Here is a 19,470-nt window from a genome sequence, read left to right as displayed (position 1 = left end):
TGTCTTGTAGCTTCTGACGTGTAACTTGCGAGGACGAAAAATGGATTTATCGACGAAGGTTTTTATCAGTAGTGACCAGCACGACGGTTTCGGTGTCAGTTCCACCCTCATCATGGGCGAGAAAGAGGCGATGTTAGTTGATGCCCAGTTTACGCTGGCGAATGCGCATCGGTTAGTCGCTGAAATTATCGAAACTGGTCTCGACCTGAAACGCATTTTTATTACGCATCTGCACCCCGATCATTTTCTGGGTCTTGAAGTGATTAAATCCGTCTTTCCGGATGCCGAAATTTTCTCTTATAAGCAGGTCGCCGAAGACGTTAATGATGCCTTCGACTTCAAAATTGATTACTGGGGTAAGCAGGTATTAAAAGAGAATGGTGCCCGCACTACCTTTCCGATTACTGAACTGGAGGAGGACACAATCTGGCTGGAAGGGCAGCAGATTAAAATTCTGAGCGATCTCAGCGGTGATTGTATCCGGGTTACACCGCTCTGGATCCCCTCGACTAAAACGCTGATTGCCTCAGATGTGGTCTTCGCTGACGCACACGTCTGGATTGCCGATATGCGTACGCCGGAGCGTATGGCGAAATGGATGGAAAGTCTGGATACGCTCGAAGCGCTGGAGCCGAAAGTGCTGATCCCCGGGCACTCGCGAACCACGCCAACCCTTAGCCCGTCGGCGATAGGCTTTACCCGCACCTATATCAAAGATTTCATTAAGACGCTGCATAAGGTCAACAACAGCGAAGAGCTGGTGCAGGAGATGGAGCGAATTTATCCCAACCTGCCAGTGAAAATCTGTCTCGACTACAGCGCCCGGATTCTGAAAGATCACTACGTCTGGCCGGGTGACTGGCCGGAATCCCTGCGGGAAATGAAAACGACGCTGTAATCCTCTTAAGCGCAAAACAGACCAGGCTGATTTCCGGCCTGGTGTTGTTATCCTTCTGAGCTCACCTCCGCTGTATCCCATAAACACGCCGGCTTCTATTCCTGCCAGTTATCTATTTCCTTGAATCACTTCGCTAAAGCCACGGCAAAACTGACATAAACCTGCAGCCATTTGTGTGGAATGCGGTACGCTGCAGAGAGACCCATTCAGCCGACTCAGCTGGCTGATGCGGGAAGTGAAGCGGGCAGAATGGCCGTAGTGGATTATGTTGTATTTTTGTAAACAGATTAACAAACAGACGAAATACTGCTATTCTGCCCTCCGCGAAACCGGGCACCTCAACCTGGACGAGAAAGGGAAGATTGTTCTCCATAAGTGAGCAAGGTGGTCGGAAAGCCCTACATAATGAGAGCGAGGATAACGTCGTGCTAGAAGAATACCGTAAGCACGTTGCCGAGCGTGCTGCCCAGGGAATTGTACCTAAGCCTTTAGAGGCTTCCCAAATGGCCGCGCTGGTTGAACTGCTAAAAAATCCACCTGCGGGTGAAGAAGAATTTTTGATCGATTTATTGGTCAACCGCGTCCCACCTGGCGTCGATGAAGCGGCGTATGTCAAAGCTGGTTTCCTGGCGGCTGTCGCCAAAGGCGAAGCAACCTCTCCTCTGATATCTTCTGAAAAAGCGGTTGAACTGCTTGGCACCATGCAGGGCGGTTACAATATTCATCCGCTGATTGAGGCGCTGGACAATAGCAAACTGGCTCCGATTGCCGCGAAAGCCCTTTCACACACGCTGCTGATGTTCGACAACTTCTATGATGTCGAAGAGAAAGCGAAAGCGGGTAATGAATACGCGAAGCAGGTGATGCAATCCTGGGCAGATGCGGAATGGTATCTGTCACGGCCTGAACTGGCAGAGAAGATCACGGTTACCGTGTTTAAAGTCACTGGCGAAACCAACACCGACGATCTCTCTCCGGCCCAGGATGCCTGGTCACGTCCAGACATTCCTCTGCACGCCCTGGCGATGCTGAAAAATGCCCGTGAAGGCATTGAGCCTGATGAAGCGGGCAATATCGGCCCTATTAAACAGATCGAAGCTTTGAAGACCAAAGGCTTCCCGCTGGCGTATGTCGGTGATGTTGTCGGAACCGGTTCTTCACGTAAATCCGCCACCAACTCGGTGCTGTGGTTTATGGGCGACGACATCCCGAACGTGCCAAATAAAAAAGGCGGCGGCGTGGTGCTGGGCAGCAAAATTGCACCCATCTTCTTCAACACCATGGAAGATGCGGGCGCACTGCCCATTGAAGTGGACGTAAATAACCTGAACATGGGCGAAGTGATCGACATCTATCCATTCAAAGGCGAAGTCCGCAACCACGAAACCAATGAGCTGCTGGCCAGCTTCGAGCTCAAAACCGAAGTAGTGATTGACGAAGTGCGCGCCGGTGGCCGTATTCCACTGATCATCGGTCGCGGTCTGACCACCAAAGCGCGCGAGTCGCTGGGTCTGCCGCACAGCACCGTATTCCGTCAGGCGAAAGATGTCGCGGAGAGCACCCGTGGTTTCTCGCTGGCGCAGAAAATGGTTGGCCGCGCCTGTGGCGTAACCGGCGTTCGTCCGGGTGCCTATTGCGAACCTAAAATGACCTCGGTTGGCTCGCAGGATACCACCGGCCCGATGACCCGTGACGAGCTGAAAGATCTGGCTTGCCTGGGCTTCTCTACCGATCTGGTGATGCAGTCGTTCTGCCACACCGCCGCGTATCCGAAGCCGGTGGATGTGAGCACGCACCATACGCTGCCAGACTTCATCATGAACCGCGGTGGTGTGTCACTGCGTCCGGGTGACGGCATTATCCACAGCTGGCTGAACCGTATGCTGCTGCCGGATACCGTCGGTACCGGTGGTGACTCGCACACCCGTTTCCCTATCGGCATCTCTTTCCCGGCGGGTTCAGGCCTGGTGGCGTTTGCCGCCGCGACTGGCGTAATGCCGCTCGACATGCCGGAATCGGTTCTGGTGCGCTTCAAAGGTAAGATGGAGCCAGGCATTACCCTGCGCGATCTGGTTCACGCCATTCCGCTATATGCCATCAAACAGGGTCTGCTGACCGTTGAGAAGAAAGGTAAGAAAAACATCTTCTCTGGTCGCATCCTGGAGATTGAAGGTCTGCCGGATCTGAAAGTCGAGCAGGCGTTTGAGCTGTCCGATGCGTCAGCAGAACGTTCCGCTGCGGGCTGTACTATCAAGCTGGATAAAGCGCCGATTATCGAATACCTCAGCTCTAACATCGTGCTGCTGAAGTGGATGATCGCAGAAGGCTACGGCGATCGTCGTACGCTGGAGCGTCGCATTGAAGGTATGGAGAAATGGCTGGCCGATCCTCAGTTGCTTGAGCCGGATGCCGATGCTGAATATGCCGCCGTGATCGAAATCGATCTGGCTGAAATCAAAGAGCCAATCCTCTGTGCGCCAAACGATCCGGACGATGCACGTCTGCTCTCTGACGTTCAGGGTGAGAAGATCGACGAAGTGTTTATCGGCTCATGCATGACCAACATTGGTCACTTCCGTGCTGCGGGTAAACTGCTGGATAGCCACAAAGGCCAGCTGCCAACCCGTCTGTGGGTGGCACCGCCAACCAAGATGGATGCGGCACAGCTGACCGAAGAAGGCTACTACAGCGTATTCGGCAAAAGCGGTGCGCGTATCGAGATCCCGGGCTGTTCACTCTGCATGGGTAACCAGGCACGTGTTGCAGATGGTTCGACGGTGGTCTCTACCTCGACCCGTAACTTCCCGAACCGTCTGGGTAACGGCGCTAACGTCTACCTGGCGTCAGCGGAGCTGGCTGCGGTCGCGTCTCTGCTTGGCAAACTGCCAACGCCGGATGAGTATCAGCAATTCATGGCGCAGGTCGATAAAACGGCCAGCGACACGTATCGCTATCTCAACTTCGACCAGCTGACGCAGTACACCGACAAAGCTGATGGTGTGATTTTCCAGACCGCGGTCTGATTCTTCACCTTGCAGGCATGAATAAGGGGCGATGATTCGCCCCTTTTTTTCGTCTCAGCATGGGGTAGAGAGACGATCAAAAGCTGGCTTTCGGCAGACAGCCTGTAATAATGCGCGACGTGTCACACTTTGCCGCGAGAGCAGCACGGACACTTACCAGGTGAGACGACGACGTTGAGAGGAACGGGCGATGGAATATGAATTTTTACGCGATGTGACCGGACAGATTAAGGTTCGCATGTCGATGGATCATGAAGCGGTCGGCCACTGGTTCAACGAAGAGGTCAAAAACGATCCGGGATTGCTGGATGAAGTTGAAGCCGCCATTGAAGATGTCAAAGGCAGCGTACGTCAGTGGCAGCGGATCGGCAGCGAGTACACCATTCTGCTGGATGAAGAGGAGGTGATGATCCGCGCCAACCTGCTGGCTCTGGAAGATGACGGTATGGAAGAGGGGATGAACTACTACGACGAAGAGAGCCTCTCGTTCTGCGGCATTGAAGATTTTCAGCTGGTGATCGCTGCTTATCGCCAGTTTATGAACCAGTACGGCAAACCCGTACGGTAATACAGAAAGGCAATCTTTTACGGTTATAAGGCCGGGCGAACTCAGCAGCCCGGCCTGTTAACTAACTCAGCGATGCACCGCCACACATTACCAGCTGCTGGCCGGTGATCGCCGCCGCCGCAGGGGAGAGCAGGAAATCGACCAGCCCGGCCACTTCCTGCGGCTGAATATAGCGGCCAATGGGAGGCAGACGGGGCGGTGAACTGGCACGGCCCGGCTGTTGCAGCATCGGCGTTTCGGTGGCGCCTGGCGCCACAATATTGGCGGTAATGCCGCGCGGAGCGAGTTCCGCCGCCCAGCTGCGCACCATACCGATCATCGCCGATTTGGTGGCGACATACTGACTGCGGCCCGCCGCACCGCCTGATGTCCGGCTGCCCAGCAGCACAATTCTGCCGCCCACAAGCATCCGCGGTGCAAAATGATTCGCCAGCTGCTCAGCAGCGGCAACGTGCAGTTGCCATAAGCGTGTACTGGCTCTCAGATCCAGCTCCCCAAGCGGCGCGGCCTGCATCATACCGGCTGCATGGATCACCGCCTGCGGCACCGGTAGCGCGTCCAGTAAAGCCTGCAATGCCGCGCTGTCGCTGATATCGATCTGATGACTCTGCCAGCCCGCTTCTGCCCGGCTTATCGCCGAGCGGCTCAGGCCGATAACCTGCCAGCCCTCATCGAGTAAACGGTCAGCAATCGCCTGACCGATACCGGAGCTGGCCCCGGTCACCAGCGCCATCCGTTCAATCACGCATCACCTCCCTTCACCCATGACTCCGCGACCCGCACATACTTAATCGCCTGACGATACCAGGTGTAGGCGATATGCAGTTCGCCATCCAGGCCCTGTTTAATGCTGGGATAGGAGAACTCACGGTTTAATTTCTGCTGGGAGTTATTGGTCATGCAGTAGCCATCGCCCTCGTCCAGATTGCGCTGCAGCGGCCAGCTTTTACCGCCATCCGTTGAGATAGCTAGCGTCATCGGCGCACGTGGCGCACCCCAGAAAGCGGTGCGACTACTGTGCATCACCGGCTCAGCGGCGACGGCAACATCACTTTCCTCTTCATCATCTTCAATTTCGTCATACAGCGACAACCGGCGTTCGCTGGCACCTTCGGCGCTCATGGCATTGAACACCAGCGCCAGATGACCATTGCGCAGCGTCGTGACCTGAATTGAGGAGTTATTGTTGGGCAGCGACAACGGCTGTGGCGCGCTCCAGCTTTCACCCTGATCAAGTGAGCGGCTCTGATAGATGTGGTCGGCCCAGCGGCTGCGGTAGAGCGCCAGCAGCGAGCCATCATCCAGCAGGGTTACGTTCATATGGACGCAGCCGGTGCTGTCAGGCACGCTGACGTCGCGCCAGCTCTGGCCTTTATCTTCTGAGATTTTTACCGCGCTCACGTCATAGCTGCCGACCCACTTTTCGCCAGGCTGCGTCAGGCAGTAAAACACCGGCAGCAACCAGTTACCGTTGGGCAGCACCACAATCGGCTGGCGAATAAAGGTGCCAGGCTTATCCAGCAGCGTTTTGATCTCCCCCCAGCTCTGGCCCAGATCGTGAGACTGGCGATAGCGAACAATCGCGGTGTCCTGATTGCCCGATTTCTGCGCCGTCCACAGCAGCCACAGTACCTGGTCGGGATCGAGAAACAGCACCGGATTCTGTTCTGAACGGCCCGGATCGTCAGAGAGTTTTTGTGCTTCACTCCAGCGATCGCTGCCTTTTCGCAGCCGTGAACACCAGACAGAGATATCGGCAATCCCTTCCTGCGTGCCGCCAAACCAGACGCAAAGCAGATCGCCATCGGGCAGCGGCAGCAGGTTAGCCGCGTGGTTTTGCGGGCAGGAGGAGGGCAGCATCGCAACCTGCTGCGCGCTATCCTGCGGGTGAGGCGCAAGCAGGCCGGTGCGTTCTGCGGTGACGGTTTCCTGAGTCATTTTAGGCTCCACTGTTTTGTGCATTGTGTTGCGATTGAGGCTGAGACTGGCGTGACGGGATACAGCGGTCAATCACCATAATAATTGCCGGGGTGATCAGCGCCACGTACATATTGTCGATACCAAACGGGTTACCCATCAGGAACCAGACGGAAGTGACAACGCAGGCGCCAATCAGACCGGCATTGGCGCCGCGTGTGCTCTTAAACCACGGCAGGTAGAACGCCATGATCGCCACAACGGTAATCGACAGACGAATCGCACGGGTAAAGAACGAGAGCTTCAGCACTTCCGGGAAGAACAGAACAAACAGCAGCGGGAAGAAGCCGATGCCAATCGAGATCCAGCGTGTCATTTTAAATTCGCGCTCTGGCGTAGGATTACGATAAGGCACGTAAAAGTCCTTCACCACCAGCGAGGCGATGGCCAGCGCCACGGTACCGACACTGACGAAAATCGAGGCCACCAGCGAGGTGGTGACAATGCCCGCCAGCCACGGCGACATATCCTGCAGAAACACCGGCAGCGCATAGAGGCTCTTGATATCCGGGTGAGCAAACTTCGCTGCCACGCCAATCAGCGCCATCGCCAGACCAATCGGCAGGCAGAAGAAGAAGGCGACCCAGGTGGCGCGCTTCGCTGACTTCACATCTTTGGTGGAGGAGATCGCCTGAATCACAAACTGGGTACAGAAGATCGAACCCACGGTCCCGATCAGCCAGGCCACAATGGTACTGGCACCGACGTGACCATCCCATGTCCAGTAGAATGCCGGCATTTTCTCCATCATCGGGGCGACGCCGCCGGTCATTTTCAGCGCCACATAGAGGATAATCAGGATCCCCATATACTTGATGGCGCTGTGCAGCAGCGTGACCCAGGCCACGCCTTTCATGCCGCCAAACGCAAAGTAGAAGGTGCTGACCACCGCAGTGATAAAAGCCGCCTGGGTCAGGTCGATCTTGAGTACGGTGGAGATTGCCGCCGCGCCGCTGATGTAGTTACCGACGTTCACCAGCAGCAGCGCATAGATCATGATCAGCGAGATAATATTTTTGGTCGAACTGCCATATTTCTCGGCGATAGCACCGGAGATAGTGATCTTTCCGGTGTTGTAGATGCGCTTAACCAGAATCAGGCCAAACAGCGGGAAGCCAATTGCCGCACCAATCACCGACCATGAGGCGGCGAAGCCATCTTCAAAGGCCGCCTGCGCGGTGCCGATGGTGGATTTTGCCCCGATATATTCAGACATCAGCATAATGCCGACGATAAAAGCAGGCATGGCGCGCGAGCCTTCCATAAAGTCGCCGCTGGTTTTACTGCGCAGCCGCCAGGTGAGCCAGGTGGTGAACAGGATATAGGCGACCACCATGCCGACGATCAGTAAGGTGCTCTCAGTTGAAAATGCTTTCATCATGACCTCGATTGTTCTGGCAGATGGCGACCATCAGGTTCGTTCTCATCTGACCGGTAGGGTGCAAAGGTGATGGACGTTATTGCAGGTAGTGGTTCACGATTTGGCGAATCTGCTGCTGCTCTTCGGCGCTGAACTGCACCGCATAGCGGCTTTCACCCACCTCAAAGCCCTGCAGGCTGACCGCTTTTTTCACGGCGGCCGGTGAGAAACCGATGCTGTAAAGCGCGGTGCGCAGGCCGGTGACGTTCTCCTGTGCCTGATGCGAACCGGCAATATCGCCCGCATGGAAGCGCGCCCAGATGGCGTTAATCGCCTCCGGTGCCACGTTTGCCAGCCCGGAAATTGAGGCGGAGCAGCCATCCACAAAACCCTGGTGGATCAGCGAATCCGGGCCGTTCAGCACAGCAAAGTCCTGACAGTCGGCGGTAGCCTGCAGAAAGCCGCTCAGACTTTCATAGCTGCCTGCTGAATCTTTAATGCCGATGATGTTCGGATGCGCGGCCAGCGTACGAACGGTCTCTGGCTGCAAAGTATTGCCGGTACGCGCCGGGATGTTGTAGAGGAACAGCGGTACCGTAAGCGCATCAGCCACGCGCTGATAGTGGTCGATCAGCTCCTGCTGCTTAAGCGGAACAAACCACGGCGTGATCGCGGAAACAGCATCTACGCCAAGGCGGGCAATCTGTTTGCCGAGCCGGATAGTTTCACGGGTCGAAATCTCCCCGATATGCGCCACCACCGATGCCCGGCCGTTAACTTCATCGACGCAGGTGGTGGTAACCGCGATCTTCTCCTGCTCGTTCAGCACAAAGAATTCGCCGTTGGTTCCGCCGCAGAAGATGCCGTTACCAGCGTTGATCTGGCGTCTGACCTGTTCGCGCTGCCTTTCTGGATCAAAGGCACCTTCCCGGTCAAAAGTGGTGACGATGGCGGTCAGTACGCCGTTTATTTTCTTATTCATGACAATCCTCATTACGCCTGGCAGGAAGGGAAAAGCGTCAGGTAGACGGCGCGCACATCGTCGGCGGTGACCGCCATCGGCACGTTGTTCATCAGACGCTGGACGTCGAGCGCGGCTTCCACTAACCAGGGCAGGTGATCCGGGCTGATGCCCAGGGCTTCCAGGCTGGCAGGCAGCTGCAGCCGCGCCACCAGCGCGGTGAAGTAGTCGACCAGCGCGTGTGATTTCTCTTCATCGCTTAAACGGACGTCGGCGTCGGGCAGCAGATCATAGGCCTGAGCGAATTTGCTCACCGCCGCCGGACGGACAAAGCGCATGCAGGGAGCCAGCAGGATGGCGTTGGCAACGCCGTGTGGCAGATGATATCTGCCCCCGAGCGGGTAAGAGAGGGCATGCACCAGATGTGTCCCGGCATGGGCAATCGATGCACCGCCATAATAAGAGGCCCAGAGCATCTCCAGGCGTGCCTGCAAATTTTCTGGCTCGCGCAGGGTGGTTTCGAGATTAGCGAACAGTTTCTTCATCCCAATCAGCGCATAGTTGTCGCTGACCGGGTTGGCGACATTGGCGGTAAAGCACTCAATCAGATGGCAGAGGGCGTCAATACCGGTTGAAGAGGCAATATGTGGCGGCATGCTGGTGGTCAGTTCCGGCACCAGGGCCACCACATCGGGCAGCATCACCGGTGAAATAATGCCGACTTTGGTCTCTTTCTCCGGGATCGCCAGGATCGCATTGGGCGTCGCCTCAGAACCCGTGCCTGCGGTGGTAGGGATCAGTATTGAACGGGTACGGCGCTGCGGTTTTTCGCCTGCCAGCAGGGCGTCCAGCGAAGGCGCGGCGTCAATGCACAGCACTGAGAGTAGCTTCGCCACATCCAGCACGCTGCCGCCGCCGATGCCAATCACCATATCGACATGGGACCGGGAGAGCGTCGCGATAATCGCTGCCACATCATGCTGGCTTGGTTCTGGCGGGACGCTGTTGACCACGCTGATACCCGGAATCTGATCCCGAAGTTGACCCATCAGCGCCTGCACTGCCGGAATCGCCTCAATGTTCCGGTCAGTGACCACGACTGCTGTCGATATCCCCTTCAGCAGATAGCGCATGTCGTTTAACGCCTGATAACCGCTAATCACCGTGCTGTTAATGTTCATTTCATACCCTTATTTCTGTCCTGTCTGAGCGGATGATTAATCTTGCTCAGCGCAATGCGAAGTCAGTCACTCTCTGTGGCTAATTTTATAAGGCATATCGATTTCGATTAATTTGAACTTGCTCACATATAATCAATCATGATTGAATATAATCAAATGCAGCGGCAATCGCCTGACAGGAGTGAGGATGGGCTCATCATTATGGAAAACCCCGGTGCTGGTCATCGCCGATGACTTTACCGGTGCCAACGATGCGGGTAGCGGACTGGCGCAGGCTGGCGCCCGCGTACATGTGCTGTTTGGTACTGAGGCGCCGTTGCCAGAGGACGCTGCGGATGTGCTGGTTATCAGCACCGACAGCCGGGCAGTCAGCGCCAGCCAGGCCGCAGAGCGCGTCGCTCAGGTGGTGCAGCACTTCGCCGCACAGCTTCGGCAGGGCTGGCTGTTTAAAAAGATCGACTCCACGCTGCGCGGCAACGTCGGTGCTGAAACCGCGGCTGCGCTGCGAGCCAGCGGCAAAAGGCTGGCGCTGGTTGCGCCGGCCGTGCCACGACTGGGCCGCACCACACGCGAAGGTAAAGTGTGGGTCAATCAGCGGTTACTGACAGACACCGAATTTGCCAGCGATCCTAAAACCCCGATCCTCAGCGCCCGCGTACTCGATCAGATGCAGATCGACGGCACGGAGATCGATCTCCCGACGCTGCGCAGCGATCGGCTTGATGCGGTGTTAGCGGCGGCGCACGGCGTGGTGGTGGTGGATGCCGAAAATGAAGCCGATCTGGCGCGACTGATAATCGCTGCGGCGCGGCTGACAGAGAAGCCGCTGCTGGTGGGAGCAGCCGGGTTAAGCGATGCGCTGGGCGCAGCGCTCTCTGTTCGCCCGTCGCGGCCCGTGCTGGCGGTAGTGGGATCGATGAGCAGCAGCGCGCAGCAGCAGATCGCCACGCTGCTTAACCAGCGGGCAGTTGAGATCGTAGATGTCGATATCCGCCAGCTGTTTCAGCAGCCCGCCTGGCCCGACCGGAATCGCTGGATCGAACAGGCTGCCGCCGCACTGCGTGCCGGTCGCCATACGGTGATCCGCACCTGCCAGCATGAATCCCAGCGTCACGACATTGAGCATCTCAGCCAGCAGCACAGCGTGACCCGCCAGCAGCTGGGCGAAGCGATCAGTCTGTTGCTGGGCGAAATGACTCACAGCCTGTGCCGGACACAGCTGCCGCATGCGCTCTATCTGTCGGGAGGCGACGTGGCGATTGCCGTTGCCCAGGCACTGGGGGCCAGCGGCTTTAAAATTCAGGGTCTGGTGGCGGGCTGTGTGCCGCACGGGGTTCTGCTTAACAGTGAATTTACTCTGCCGGTGATGACCAAAGCGGGTGGCTTTGGTGATGAAAATACCCTGGTAGCAGCCATTGGTTTTATTGAGGAGAAGTCGAGTGAGTAAAATTATTGCGATCACCATGGGCGATCCAGCGGGCATCAGCCCGGAAATCATCATTAAGTCACTCTCTGAAGGTGAGCTGAATGGCATCCCTGCGGTGGTGATTGGCTGTGCCAGTACGCTGCGCCGCATTATGGCAATGAACATTACGCCACAGGCCGAGCTGCGGGTGCTGGACCGGGTGCAGGATGCGCGGTTTGCGCCCGGCATCATCAACGTCATCGATGAGCCTCTGGCCGATCCCGACGCGCTGAAACCTGGCGTGGTGCAGAAAGAGGCGGGAGATCTGGCGTGGCGTTGCGTGAAGCGTGCTACAGAGCTGGCACTGGCGGGCGACGTGCATGCCATTGCCACCGCGCCGCTGAACAAAGAGGCGCTGCATGCGGCGGGCCATCTGTATCCTGGTCACACCGAACTGCTGGCGCATCTTACCGGGACCAAAGATTACGCCATGGTCCTCTACACCGATAAGCTGAAAGTGATTCATGTCACGACCCACATTGCGCTGCGTAAGTTCCTCGATACGCTGAACCAGACGCGCATCAAAACCGTGATTGGTATGGCGGACACTTTCCTGCGTCGTGTCGGTTACAACGCCCCGCGTATCGCCGTGGCGGGCGTTAATCCGCACGCCGGAGAGAACGGCCTGTTTGGCGATGAGGAGATCACCACCGTGGCGCCCGCTATTGAGGCGATGAAAGCGCAGGGGATTGATGTCTACGGGCCTTGTCCGCCGGACACGGTGTTCCTGCAGTGCCAGGATGGACGGTATGACATGGTGGTCGCGATGTACCACGATCAGGGGCATATTCCGCTTAAACTGCTGGGCTTTTATGATGGCGTCAACATCACCGCAGGCCTGCCGTTTATCCGTACCTCTGCTGACCATGGCACCGCATTTGATATCGCCTGGACAGGTAAAGCGAAGTCTGACAGCATGGCGATCTCTATTAAACTCGCGATGCAGCTCGCATAGGGATATATGAAGGGACAGAGCCGTCTTGACCAGATTATGGATTACCTGAAAAGCCATAATCTGGTGACTGTTGAGCAACTGGTCAGTGCGATTTCCGCCTCACCCGCCACGATTCGCCGTGATTTGATTAAGCTGGATAAAGAGGGCGTGATCAGCCGCAGTCATGGCGGCGTTACCCTGAATCGTTTTATTCCTGCCCAGCCGACCACGCTGGAGAAGATGCAGCGTAACCTGGCCGAGAAGCAGGCGATTGCAGAATGTGCCGCCAGCTTTGTCCGGGCGGGCGATGCGGTCGTGCTGGATGCGGGCACCACTATGCTGGAGCTGGCGCGGCAGCTCACGCATCTGCCGCTGCGGGTGATCACTGCCGATCTGCACATTGCACTGTTTTTGTCTGAGTTTAAGCAGATCGAAGTGACGATTATTGGCGGACGTATCGACGACTCCAGTCAGTCCTGTGTGGGCGAACATGGACGGCGGTTGCTGCGCAGCATCAATCCCGATATCGCCTTTGTCAGCTGTAACTCCTGGAGCCTTGAGCGCGGCATTACCACGCCGACTGAGGAGAAAGCGGGGCTGAAACACGATCTTCTGGCCAATGCGGCTCGCCGGGTCTTGCTGGCGGACAGCAGTAAATATGGCTCCTGGTCGCTATTCTGCGCTTCTCCGGTGGATGACCTGACGGATGTGGTGACCGACAGCCGGTTAGATGAGGCTGTCTGCCGCACGCTGCGCGAGCGCGGGATTACGCTGGCGCTGACCTCCGCCTGAACAGAATGCGCCGTGTTGCTCTGACCTGATCAGCAGGACGAGAGCAGCACCGCGCGTTTATTTTTATCTCTCGCCGTTAAAACGCGCCGTTAACGCGCGTACGCATCATTCTCTTCGCGCGTAGTCGCGGGTGCGTCCACCGAAACCCGCTCAAACCTCATTCCGGCGGTTGCCGTGATGAAAAAGCAGGGGGAACAAGGAGGGCAGACGCGCAGGTTATGGGCTATAACGCTGCGCGCCTGATAATCAGAGGGTCTTCAGGCCCACTGAGGGGATATTTCTGCCGTAGTAGATCTCGCGCATCTCTTTCCAGAGCAGATCGGTAATGCGCTTGTGCTCCTGCGGAGTGAGATCTTCCGGGCGGGTGTTAAACAGGTAGTGTTTAAGGTCGAACTCTTTCAGCAACATCTTGGTATGGAAGATGTTTTCCTGATAGACATTCACATCCACCATGTCATACATCGCTTTCATATCTTCAGACATGAAGTTCTGAATCGAATTGATCTCGTGATCGATGAAGTGCTTCATCCCTTTCACGTCACGGGTAAAACCGCGCACCCGGTAATCGACGGTGACAATATCTGACTCCAGCTGGTGGATCAGATAGTTCAGCGCTTTCAGTGGCGAAATGACGCCACAGGTTGAGACTTCAATGTCCGCACGGAAGGTGCACAGGCCGCCCGCCGGATGGCTCTCCGGATAGGTGTGCACGCAGATATGACTTTTATCGAGATGAGCCACCACCGAGTTGGGCAGCGGACCGGGGTGCTCTGAGTTATCGATATCTTTCGGATCGATCGGCTCCTCGCTGACCAGAATCGTGACGCTGGCCCCCTGCGGTTCATAATCCTGGCGCGCAATGTTGAGCACGTTAGCCCCGATAATCGAGCAGGTCTCAGTCAGAATTTCCGTCAGACGGTTAGCGTTATATTGTTCGTCAATGTAGGCGATGTAACCATCGCGTTCAGCTTCAGTATTCGCATAGCAAATATCGTAAATACAAAAACTCAGGCTTTTCGTCAGGTTGTTGAAGCCATGTAGTTTTAGCTTTTGCAATTTCGTTCACCCCCTTAGAAATGCACTATCAGCACGCGGCGGATAACGCATTCAACAGATATTGCGGCAGGGCAAAGCTGCCGGTATGGATTGCTGGCGTGTAATAACGGCAGGTCAGGCCAGCGGCCTCGAAACGCGCCTTTAAGGTCGCGGTGTCGAGCTGGCGCAGCGCCGGATTATCACTCGCCCAGGCAAAGGTCATAATGCCGCCGTAGTAGGTCGGAATCGCCGCCTGATAGAAACTGACGTCCGCAAAGTAATGTCCCAGCTTGCGATGGCTGTTAACGGCCTCATCCTGCTGCAGGAAGCAGACGCCATTCTGCGCCACAAAGATGCCATTTTCATTAAGGGCCGCTTTGCATCCGGCATAAAATTCCGAGGTAAACAGACTCTCGCCCGGACCAATCGGATCGGTGCAGTCGGAGATAATGACATCAAACTTTTCCTGCGTCTGATTAACGAAGTTCACCCCGTCATCAATTACCAGCGTAAAGCGCGGATCGTCATAGGCACCCGCGCTGTGGTTCGGCAGATACTGGCGACAAAAGGTCACCACGCCTGCATCGATCTCCACCATGGTAATCTTTTCGATCCCGGGATGACGTGACACTTCACGCAGCATTGCGCCGTCACCGCCGCCGATAATCAGAACGCTCTTCGCCGCGCCGTGCGCCAGCAGCGGAACGTGGGTCATCATTTCATGGTAGATAAATTCGTCGCGTTCGGTGGTCTGAACGACGCCGTCCAGCGCCATTACGCGGCCCATCGCGGCATTTTCGAAAATGATTAAATCCTGATGCGCAGTCTTCTCACGGTACAGCTCTTTATCAACCGTGAAATACTGGCCAAAACCGGCATGAAGGGTTTCATACCACGTTTCATTGTGGGCCATGGTGCTCTCCTCTGATGACATCGCCATGAAGATGGGCGGCATATGATAGCTAACACTGACCGTGGTTGCACGGTCAATGTCCGGCTGCAGAGGGAAGAATCGTTACCTGACGTAGGCCAGCAGGCTCAGCGAATCGCGGGCCAGTGACTTGCACTTTTTATCGTTGGTGATGGCGATGCCGCTGAGATCGCGATAGCTATCTTCACCCAGCGCTTTCATGTTGTAGTTGCTGTAGTTGCTTAAATCCCAGCTGTTCTGCTGAGCAAAAAAGACCAGCGCTTTGCGAATCTGCGCGTCCGGTAAATCCTGATAGCCACAATCATTTTTCAGATAGACGAAAACCGCCGTGAGATCGGCCAGATCTTCCGCTTCGGATTCGCTCAGGGCAAAACTGGTGGAGGAGAAGCCAAGGAGTCCCGTCAGCAGCAGGATCCTGATACTTTGCTTCATAGTCGTTCTCTTCAATGGATATTGCTAATGACGTTAGCACAGTTGCTCTCAGGTTTTCGATTAATTTGCCGCTGTGGGCTGCTGCACCGCCTTTTTTCGTCAGATTCGCACGGGTAAGACTTGACCTTCCCATAAGGTCAGGGTTTAGGCTGTGCGCTCTGATGCCACAAGGATGATCACCATGCAACGTCGCCATTTCCTGAAACTCACTGCCGCACTGAGTGCAGCCGGAGCATTACCGCTCTGGAGCCGTTCGCTGATGGCAGCCACCCGTCCGCTGCTGCCGATTCCGTCTCTGCTGGAACCCGATGCCAGGGGCAGCTACAGCCTCACCGCGATGCAGGGTACCACCCAGTGGAACGGCAAAGCGGTGCCGACCTGGGGCTATAACGGCAGCCTGCTGGGGCCGGTGCTGAAGATGCAGAGTGGCAAACCGGTGACGGTGAACATTCATAACCGGCTCAGCGAAGCGACCACACTGCACTGGCACGGGCTGGAAATCCCCGGTGCAGTGGATGGCGGCCCGCAGGCGGTGATTGCGCCTGGCGGCTCGCGTCAGGTCTCTTTTACGCCCGATCAACCCGCCGCAACCTGCTGGTATCACCCGCATCTGCATGGCAAAACCGGGCATCAGGTGGCTCAGGGGCTGGCGGGACTGATCCTGCTGGAAGATAAAGAGAGCGGAACGCTGCGATTGCCCTCGCAGTGGGGGGTGGATGATGTGCCGCTGATTTTTCAGGATAAGCAACTGACCAAAGAGGGCAGCCGCATTGATTATCAGCTCGACGTGATGCGCGCCGCGGTGGGCTGGTTTGGCGACATGATGCTGACCAACGGCGTGCACTATCCGCAGCATGCGGTGCCGCGCGGCTGGCTGCGTCTGCGCCTGCTCAACGGCTGCAATGCCCGTTCGCTGCATGTTGCCGCCAGTGATAAACGTCCTCTCTACGTGATCGCCAGCGATGGTGGCCTGCTGGCCGAGCCGGTAAAGCTCGACTCGCTGCCGATCCTGCCGGGCGAGCGTTTTGAGGTGATGATCGATACTTCTGACGGTAACAGCTTCGATCTGGTGACGCTGCCGACAGAGCAGATGGGCATGACGCTGCCGCCGTTTGACCAGCCGCTGCCGCTGGTGCAGATCCTGCCGCTGCGGGTGATGGCCAGCGCCACGCTGCCGGATCAGCTGGCGACGCTGCCAGCGCTACCCTCAACCGACGGCCTGACGACACGCTGGCTGCAGTTGATGATGGACCCGCAGCTGGACCAGCAGGGCATGCAGGCGCTGATGCAGCGCTACGGCGAGAAAGCGATGGGCAAGGGCGGTCATCACACGATGTCGCAGACGCCGGAGGAGAAAACGACGGCAGAGCCGATGCCGCCTATGGAAAGCATGGATCACAGCATGCACGGCAATACGCCGCCCGCCGGTTACGATTTCCGCAACGGCAATAAGATTAATGGCCAGGCCTTTGATATGACGAAGCCGTCGTTTGCGGTGAAGCTGGGTGATTACGAGAAGTGGACGATTTCAGGTGAAGGCGATGCGATGCTGCACCCGTTCCACATTCACGGCACCCAGTTCCGTATTCTTTCAGAAAACGGCAAACCGCCAGCCCCGCACCGGCAGGGCTGGAAAGATATGGTGAATGTCGACGGCTGGCGCAGTGAAGTGCTGGTACGCTTCAACTATGTCGCCGCCGCAGAACACGCTTACATGGCCCACTGCCATCTGCTGGAGCATGAAGACACCGGCATGATGCTGGGCTTTACCGTCAGTTGATTACGCCTGATCCAGCGCCAGCTTCACATCTTCAATCAGGTCGCCGGCGTTTTCGATGCCAATCGACAGCCGCACCGTGGCGTCAGTGATCCCAATACGCTGACGCACCGCCTGCGGCACGCCGGAGTGGGTGGTGCTGCCAGGATGGCTGGCCAGCGACTCGGTCCCGCCCAGGCTTACCGCCTGCTTAAACAGTGACAGCGCATTAAGAAAACGGAACGCAGCGGGCTGATCGCCGACGATATCAAATGAGAAGGTCGAACCGGCACCGCTGCACTGCTCGCGATAGGTTTTCCCTTCGGCGCTCTCCGCATCCAGATAGGGCAGCCAGTGCAGCTTCGCCACTTTCGGGTGATCGCGCAGAAACGCCGCGACCGCTTCCGCATTCTGCCAGGCTTTCTCCATGCGTAGCGACAGCGTTTCCAGCGAGCGGCTGAGCATCCAGCTGGAGTGTGGATCCAGCTGCGTGCCGATTGCGCTGCGCAGGGCGCGCACTTTCGCCATCAGCGCTTTACTGCCCATCGCCGCGCCTGCAATCAGGTCAGAGTGACCGCCAACATACTTGGTCAGCGAGTAGAGCGACAGATCAGCGCCCAGCGTCAGCGGCTGCTGGAACAGCGGGCCGAGCAGCGTGTTGTCACAGGCGATAATCGGTCGTGAACCCTGCTGCTGATCAATCTCATCAGCGATACGCGCCATCAGACGGATATTGACCAGGCTGTTGGTGGGATTCGCTGGCGTTTCAATCAGGATCACCGCTACCCGGCCCTGGGCCATCGCCTGCTGAGCGGCTTCACGCACTTTGACTTCATCATTGCCGTCGCTGAAACCCACTGCTTTGATGTCCAGATTGTGCAGCGTCTTGCTAAGCAGGGTTTCGGTGCCGCCATACAGCGGCTGGGAATGCAGGATCACCTCGCCCGGACGGGCAAACGTCAGCAGGGCAGTGGAGATGGCGGCCATACCGGAAGAGAAGAGCGAACAGCTCTCCGCCTGCTCATAGACCGCCAGCCGATCTTCTACAATTTCGCTGTTAGGGTGGTTAAAGCGGGAATAGACCAGCCCACCCGATTTGCCTTCCGGCGGCTCACGTCGGCCAGAGACGTAATCAAAGAAATCCCGTCCCTCTTCGGCGCTGTCAAAGACAAAGGTCGAGGTCAGAAACACCGGCGGCTTCACCGCACCTTCAGAGAGGCGGGGATCATAGCCATAGTTCAGCATCTGGGTTTCAGGGTGCAGCGGCCTGTCGCCGATATGCGTTTTTTTGCTTGAAGATGAAGTCATTGTGATCTCCGGCCAGCGGCGCGAGTAGGGTAACGATCTGTTGGATAAAGGCTACCATGCAGCGAATCATGCTGGTAAATGCCAGAATGTTCTAAGGTAATGCGCATTTCAGCGAGCCGCAGGCGGCGGGTAATAATTTTCGCGACGTAATCGTTTGCTTATAGGGCCGCGCAGCCGTCGCTGCTGCGTCTGTGATAGACTCCGGGGCTTTTCTGACGTAACCGGGCTGAACGCAATGAAACACACTGTTGAAGTGATGATCCCTGAACAGGCAATCGCCACGCGCATCGCTGAACTGGGCAAAGAGATTAACGACCACTACCGCGACAGCGGCAGCGATATGGTGCTGGTGGGGCTGCTGCGCGGCTCCTTTATGTTCATGGCTGATCTCTGTCGCGCCATCGATGTGCCGCATGAAGTCGACTTTATGACGGCTTCCAGTTACGGCAGCGGGATGTCCAGCACGCGTGATGTGAAAATCCTGAAAGATCTGGATGAAGACATCCGTGGCAAGGATGTGCTGATCGTCGAAGATATCATCGACTCCGGCAACACCCTGAGCAAAGTGCGTGAGATTCTGCAACTGCGTCAGCCAAAATCCCTGGCGATCTGTACGCTGCTGGATAAGCCAGAGCGCCGTGAAGTCGAAGTGAACGTCGAATATGTCGGCTTTGCGATTCCGGACGAGTTCGTGGTGGGCTTTGGTATCGACTATGCTCAGCACTATCGCCATCTGCCTTATATTGGCAAAGTGGTGCCGCTGGAATCCTGATACCGCTCTACCGCACATTCTTCCAAGGCCTGCACCTGTTGCCTGGTGTAGGCTATGCCGCGCTTTACGCTGCGATC

At 56.7% G+C, this 19,470-nt stretch carries 17 protein-coding genes; 8 read left to right on the top strand and 9 right to left on the bottom strand.

The annotated features are described in order from the left end of the window. The first annotated feature begins 40 nt into the window (after nucleotides 1-40). From ACX8ZY_RS16345 to yacL, 3 genes are all read left to right on the top strand, one after another. Nucleotides 41-898, top strand: a complete 858-nt coding sequence (locus tag ACX8ZY_RS16345) for an MBL fold metallo-hydrolase (RefSeq protein WP_158149553.1) — start codon at nucleotides 41-43, stop codon at nucleotides 896-898. A gap of 425 nt (nucleotides 899-1,323) precedes the next feature. After that, nucleotides 1,324-3,921, top strand: coding sequence for a bifunctional aconitate hydratase 2/2-methylisocitrate dehydratase (gene acnB / locus ACX8ZY_RS16340; RefSeq protein ID WP_158149552.1), 2,598 nt, complete (start codon nucleotides 1,324-1,326; stop codon nucleotides 3,919-3,921). Nucleotides 3,922-4,111: 190 nt separating this feature from the next. Next, the gene (gene yacL / locus ACX8ZY_RS16335) at nucleotides 4,112-4,489 is read left to right on the top strand and encodes a protein YacL (RefSeq protein WP_010253973.1); all 378 of its coding nucleotides are present in this window, start codon (nucleotides 4,112-4,114) and stop codon (nucleotides 4,487-4,489) included. A 61-nt stretch (nucleotides 4,490-4,550) separates the two neighbouring features. Here the strand turns inward: yacL and ACX8ZY_RS16330 are convergent, their stop codons facing one another. From ACX8ZY_RS16330 to ACX8ZY_RS16310, 5 genes are all read right to left on the bottom strand, one after another. Then, a complete protein-coding gene (locus tag ACX8ZY_RS16330) occupies nucleotides 4,551-5,222 on the bottom strand; it encodes an SDR family NAD(P)-dependent oxidoreductase (RefSeq protein ID WP_199252825.1) in 672 nt (223 codons plus the stop codon). Nucleotides 5,223-5,230: 8 nt separating this feature from the next. Next, the gene (locus ACX8ZY_RS16325) at nucleotides 5,231-6,427 is read right to left on the bottom strand and encodes a sialidase family protein (protein WP_258992761.1); all 1,197 of its coding nucleotides are present in this window, start codon (nucleotides 6,425-6,427) and stop codon (nucleotides 5,231-5,233) included. Between the two features lies 1 nt (nucleotide 6,428). Continuing rightward, nucleotides 6,429-7,844, bottom strand: a complete 1,416-nt coding sequence (locus ACX8ZY_RS16320; protein WP_031292876.1) for a sodium:solute symporter family protein — start codon at nucleotides 7,842-7,844, stop codon at nucleotides 6,429-6,431. A gap of 79 nt (nucleotides 7,845-7,923) precedes the next feature. Next, nucleotides 7,924-8,808, bottom strand: a complete 885-nt coding sequence (locus ACX8ZY_RS16315) for a dihydrodipicolinate synthase family protein (RefSeq protein WP_033770977.1) — start codon at nucleotides 8,806-8,808, stop codon at nucleotides 7,924-7,926. Nucleotides 8,809-8,819: 11 nt separating this feature from the next. Beyond that, the gene (locus tag ACX8ZY_RS16310) at nucleotides 8,820-9,968 is read right to left on the bottom strand and encodes an iron-containing alcohol dehydrogenase (RefSeq protein WP_158149549.1); all 1,149 of its coding nucleotides are present in this window, start codon (nucleotides 9,966-9,968) and stop codon (nucleotides 8,820-8,822) included. Nucleotides 9,969-10,155: 187 nt separating this feature from the next. On the opposite strand from ACX8ZY_RS16310, the gene dtnK reads away from it, so the two are divergent. The 3 genes from dtnK to ACX8ZY_RS16295 are packed head-to-tail and all read left to right on the top strand — an operon-like array spanning nucleotide 10,156 to nucleotide 13,159. After that, nucleotides 10,156-11,415, top strand: coding sequence for a D-threonate kinase (gene dtnK, locus ACX8ZY_RS16305; protein WP_158149548.1), 1,260 nt, complete (start codon nucleotides 10,156-10,158; stop codon nucleotides 11,413-11,415). Next, nucleotides 11,408-12,388, top strand: a complete 981-nt coding sequence (locus tag ACX8ZY_RS16300) for a D-threonate 4-phosphate dehydrogenase (RefSeq protein WP_158149547.1) — start codon at nucleotides 11,408-11,410, stop codon at nucleotides 12,386-12,388. The genes dtnK and ACX8ZY_RS16300 overlap by 8 nt, the downstream gene beginning before the upstream one ends. A gap of 6 nt (nucleotides 12,389-12,394) precedes the next feature. Next, the gene (locus ACX8ZY_RS16295; RefSeq protein WP_033756597.1) at nucleotides 12,395-13,159 is read left to right on the top strand and encodes a DeoR/GlpR family DNA-binding transcription regulator; all 765 of its coding nucleotides are present in this window, start codon (nucleotides 12,395-12,397) and stop codon (nucleotides 13,157-13,159) included. 246 nt (nucleotides 13,160-13,405) lie between these two features. Here the strand turns inward: ACX8ZY_RS16295 and speD are convergent, their stop codons facing one another. The 3 genes from speD to ACX8ZY_RS16280 all read right to left on the bottom strand — a co-directional run bounded on the left by speD (nucleotide 13,406) and on the right by ACX8ZY_RS16280 (nucleotide 15,557). Continuing rightward, nucleotides 13,406-14,215, bottom strand: a complete 810-nt coding sequence (gene speD / locus ACX8ZY_RS16290; protein WP_010253978.1) for an adenosylmethionine decarboxylase — start codon at nucleotides 14,213-14,215, stop codon at nucleotides 13,406-13,408. A gap of 28 nt (nucleotides 14,216-14,243) precedes the next feature. Further along, nucleotides 14,244-15,107, bottom strand: a complete 864-nt coding sequence (gene speE / locus ACX8ZY_RS16285; protein WP_010253980.1) for a polyamine aminopropyltransferase — start codon at nucleotides 15,105-15,107, stop codon at nucleotides 14,244-14,246. 102 nt (nucleotides 15,108-15,209) lie between these two features. Beyond that, the gene (locus ACX8ZY_RS16280) at nucleotides 15,210-15,557 is read right to left on the bottom strand and encodes a YacC family pilotin-like protein (protein WP_421665089.1); all 348 of its coding nucleotides are present in this window, start codon (nucleotides 15,555-15,557) and stop codon (nucleotides 15,210-15,212) included. A gap of 181 nt (nucleotides 15,558-15,738) precedes the next feature. Between ACX8ZY_RS16280 and cueO the strand changes: the two genes are divergently transcribed. Then, nucleotides 15,739-17,337, top strand: coding sequence for a multicopper oxidase CueO (cueO, locus tag ACX8ZY_RS16275; protein WP_061703643.1), 1,599 nt, complete (start codon nucleotides 15,739-15,741; stop codon nucleotides 17,335-17,337). On the opposite strand, the gene ACX8ZY_RS16270 is transcribed toward cueO, so the two are convergent. Next, complete coding sequence (locus ACX8ZY_RS16270) at nucleotides 17,338-18,621, bottom strand: cystathionine gamma-synthase family protein (protein WP_022625436.1); 1,284 nt, start codon at nucleotides 18,619-18,621, stop codon at nucleotides 17,338-17,340. It lies immediately after the preceding gene. 235 nt (nucleotides 18,622-18,856) lie between these two features. Here ACX8ZY_RS16270 and hpt point away from each other — a divergent pair, with 235 nt between their 5' ends. Further along, a complete protein-coding gene (hpt, locus tag ACX8ZY_RS16265) occupies nucleotides 18,857-19,393 on the top strand; it encodes a hypoxanthine phosphoribosyltransferase (RefSeq protein ID WP_010254010.1) in 537 nt (178 codons plus the stop codon). The last annotated feature ends 77 nt before the right edge of the window (nucleotides 19,394-19,470 follow it).

Source organism: Pantoea sp. XAF26B01_ASV70, assembly GCF_054512635.1.
This window is presented reverse-complemented; position numbering and strand designations above follow the sequence as displayed.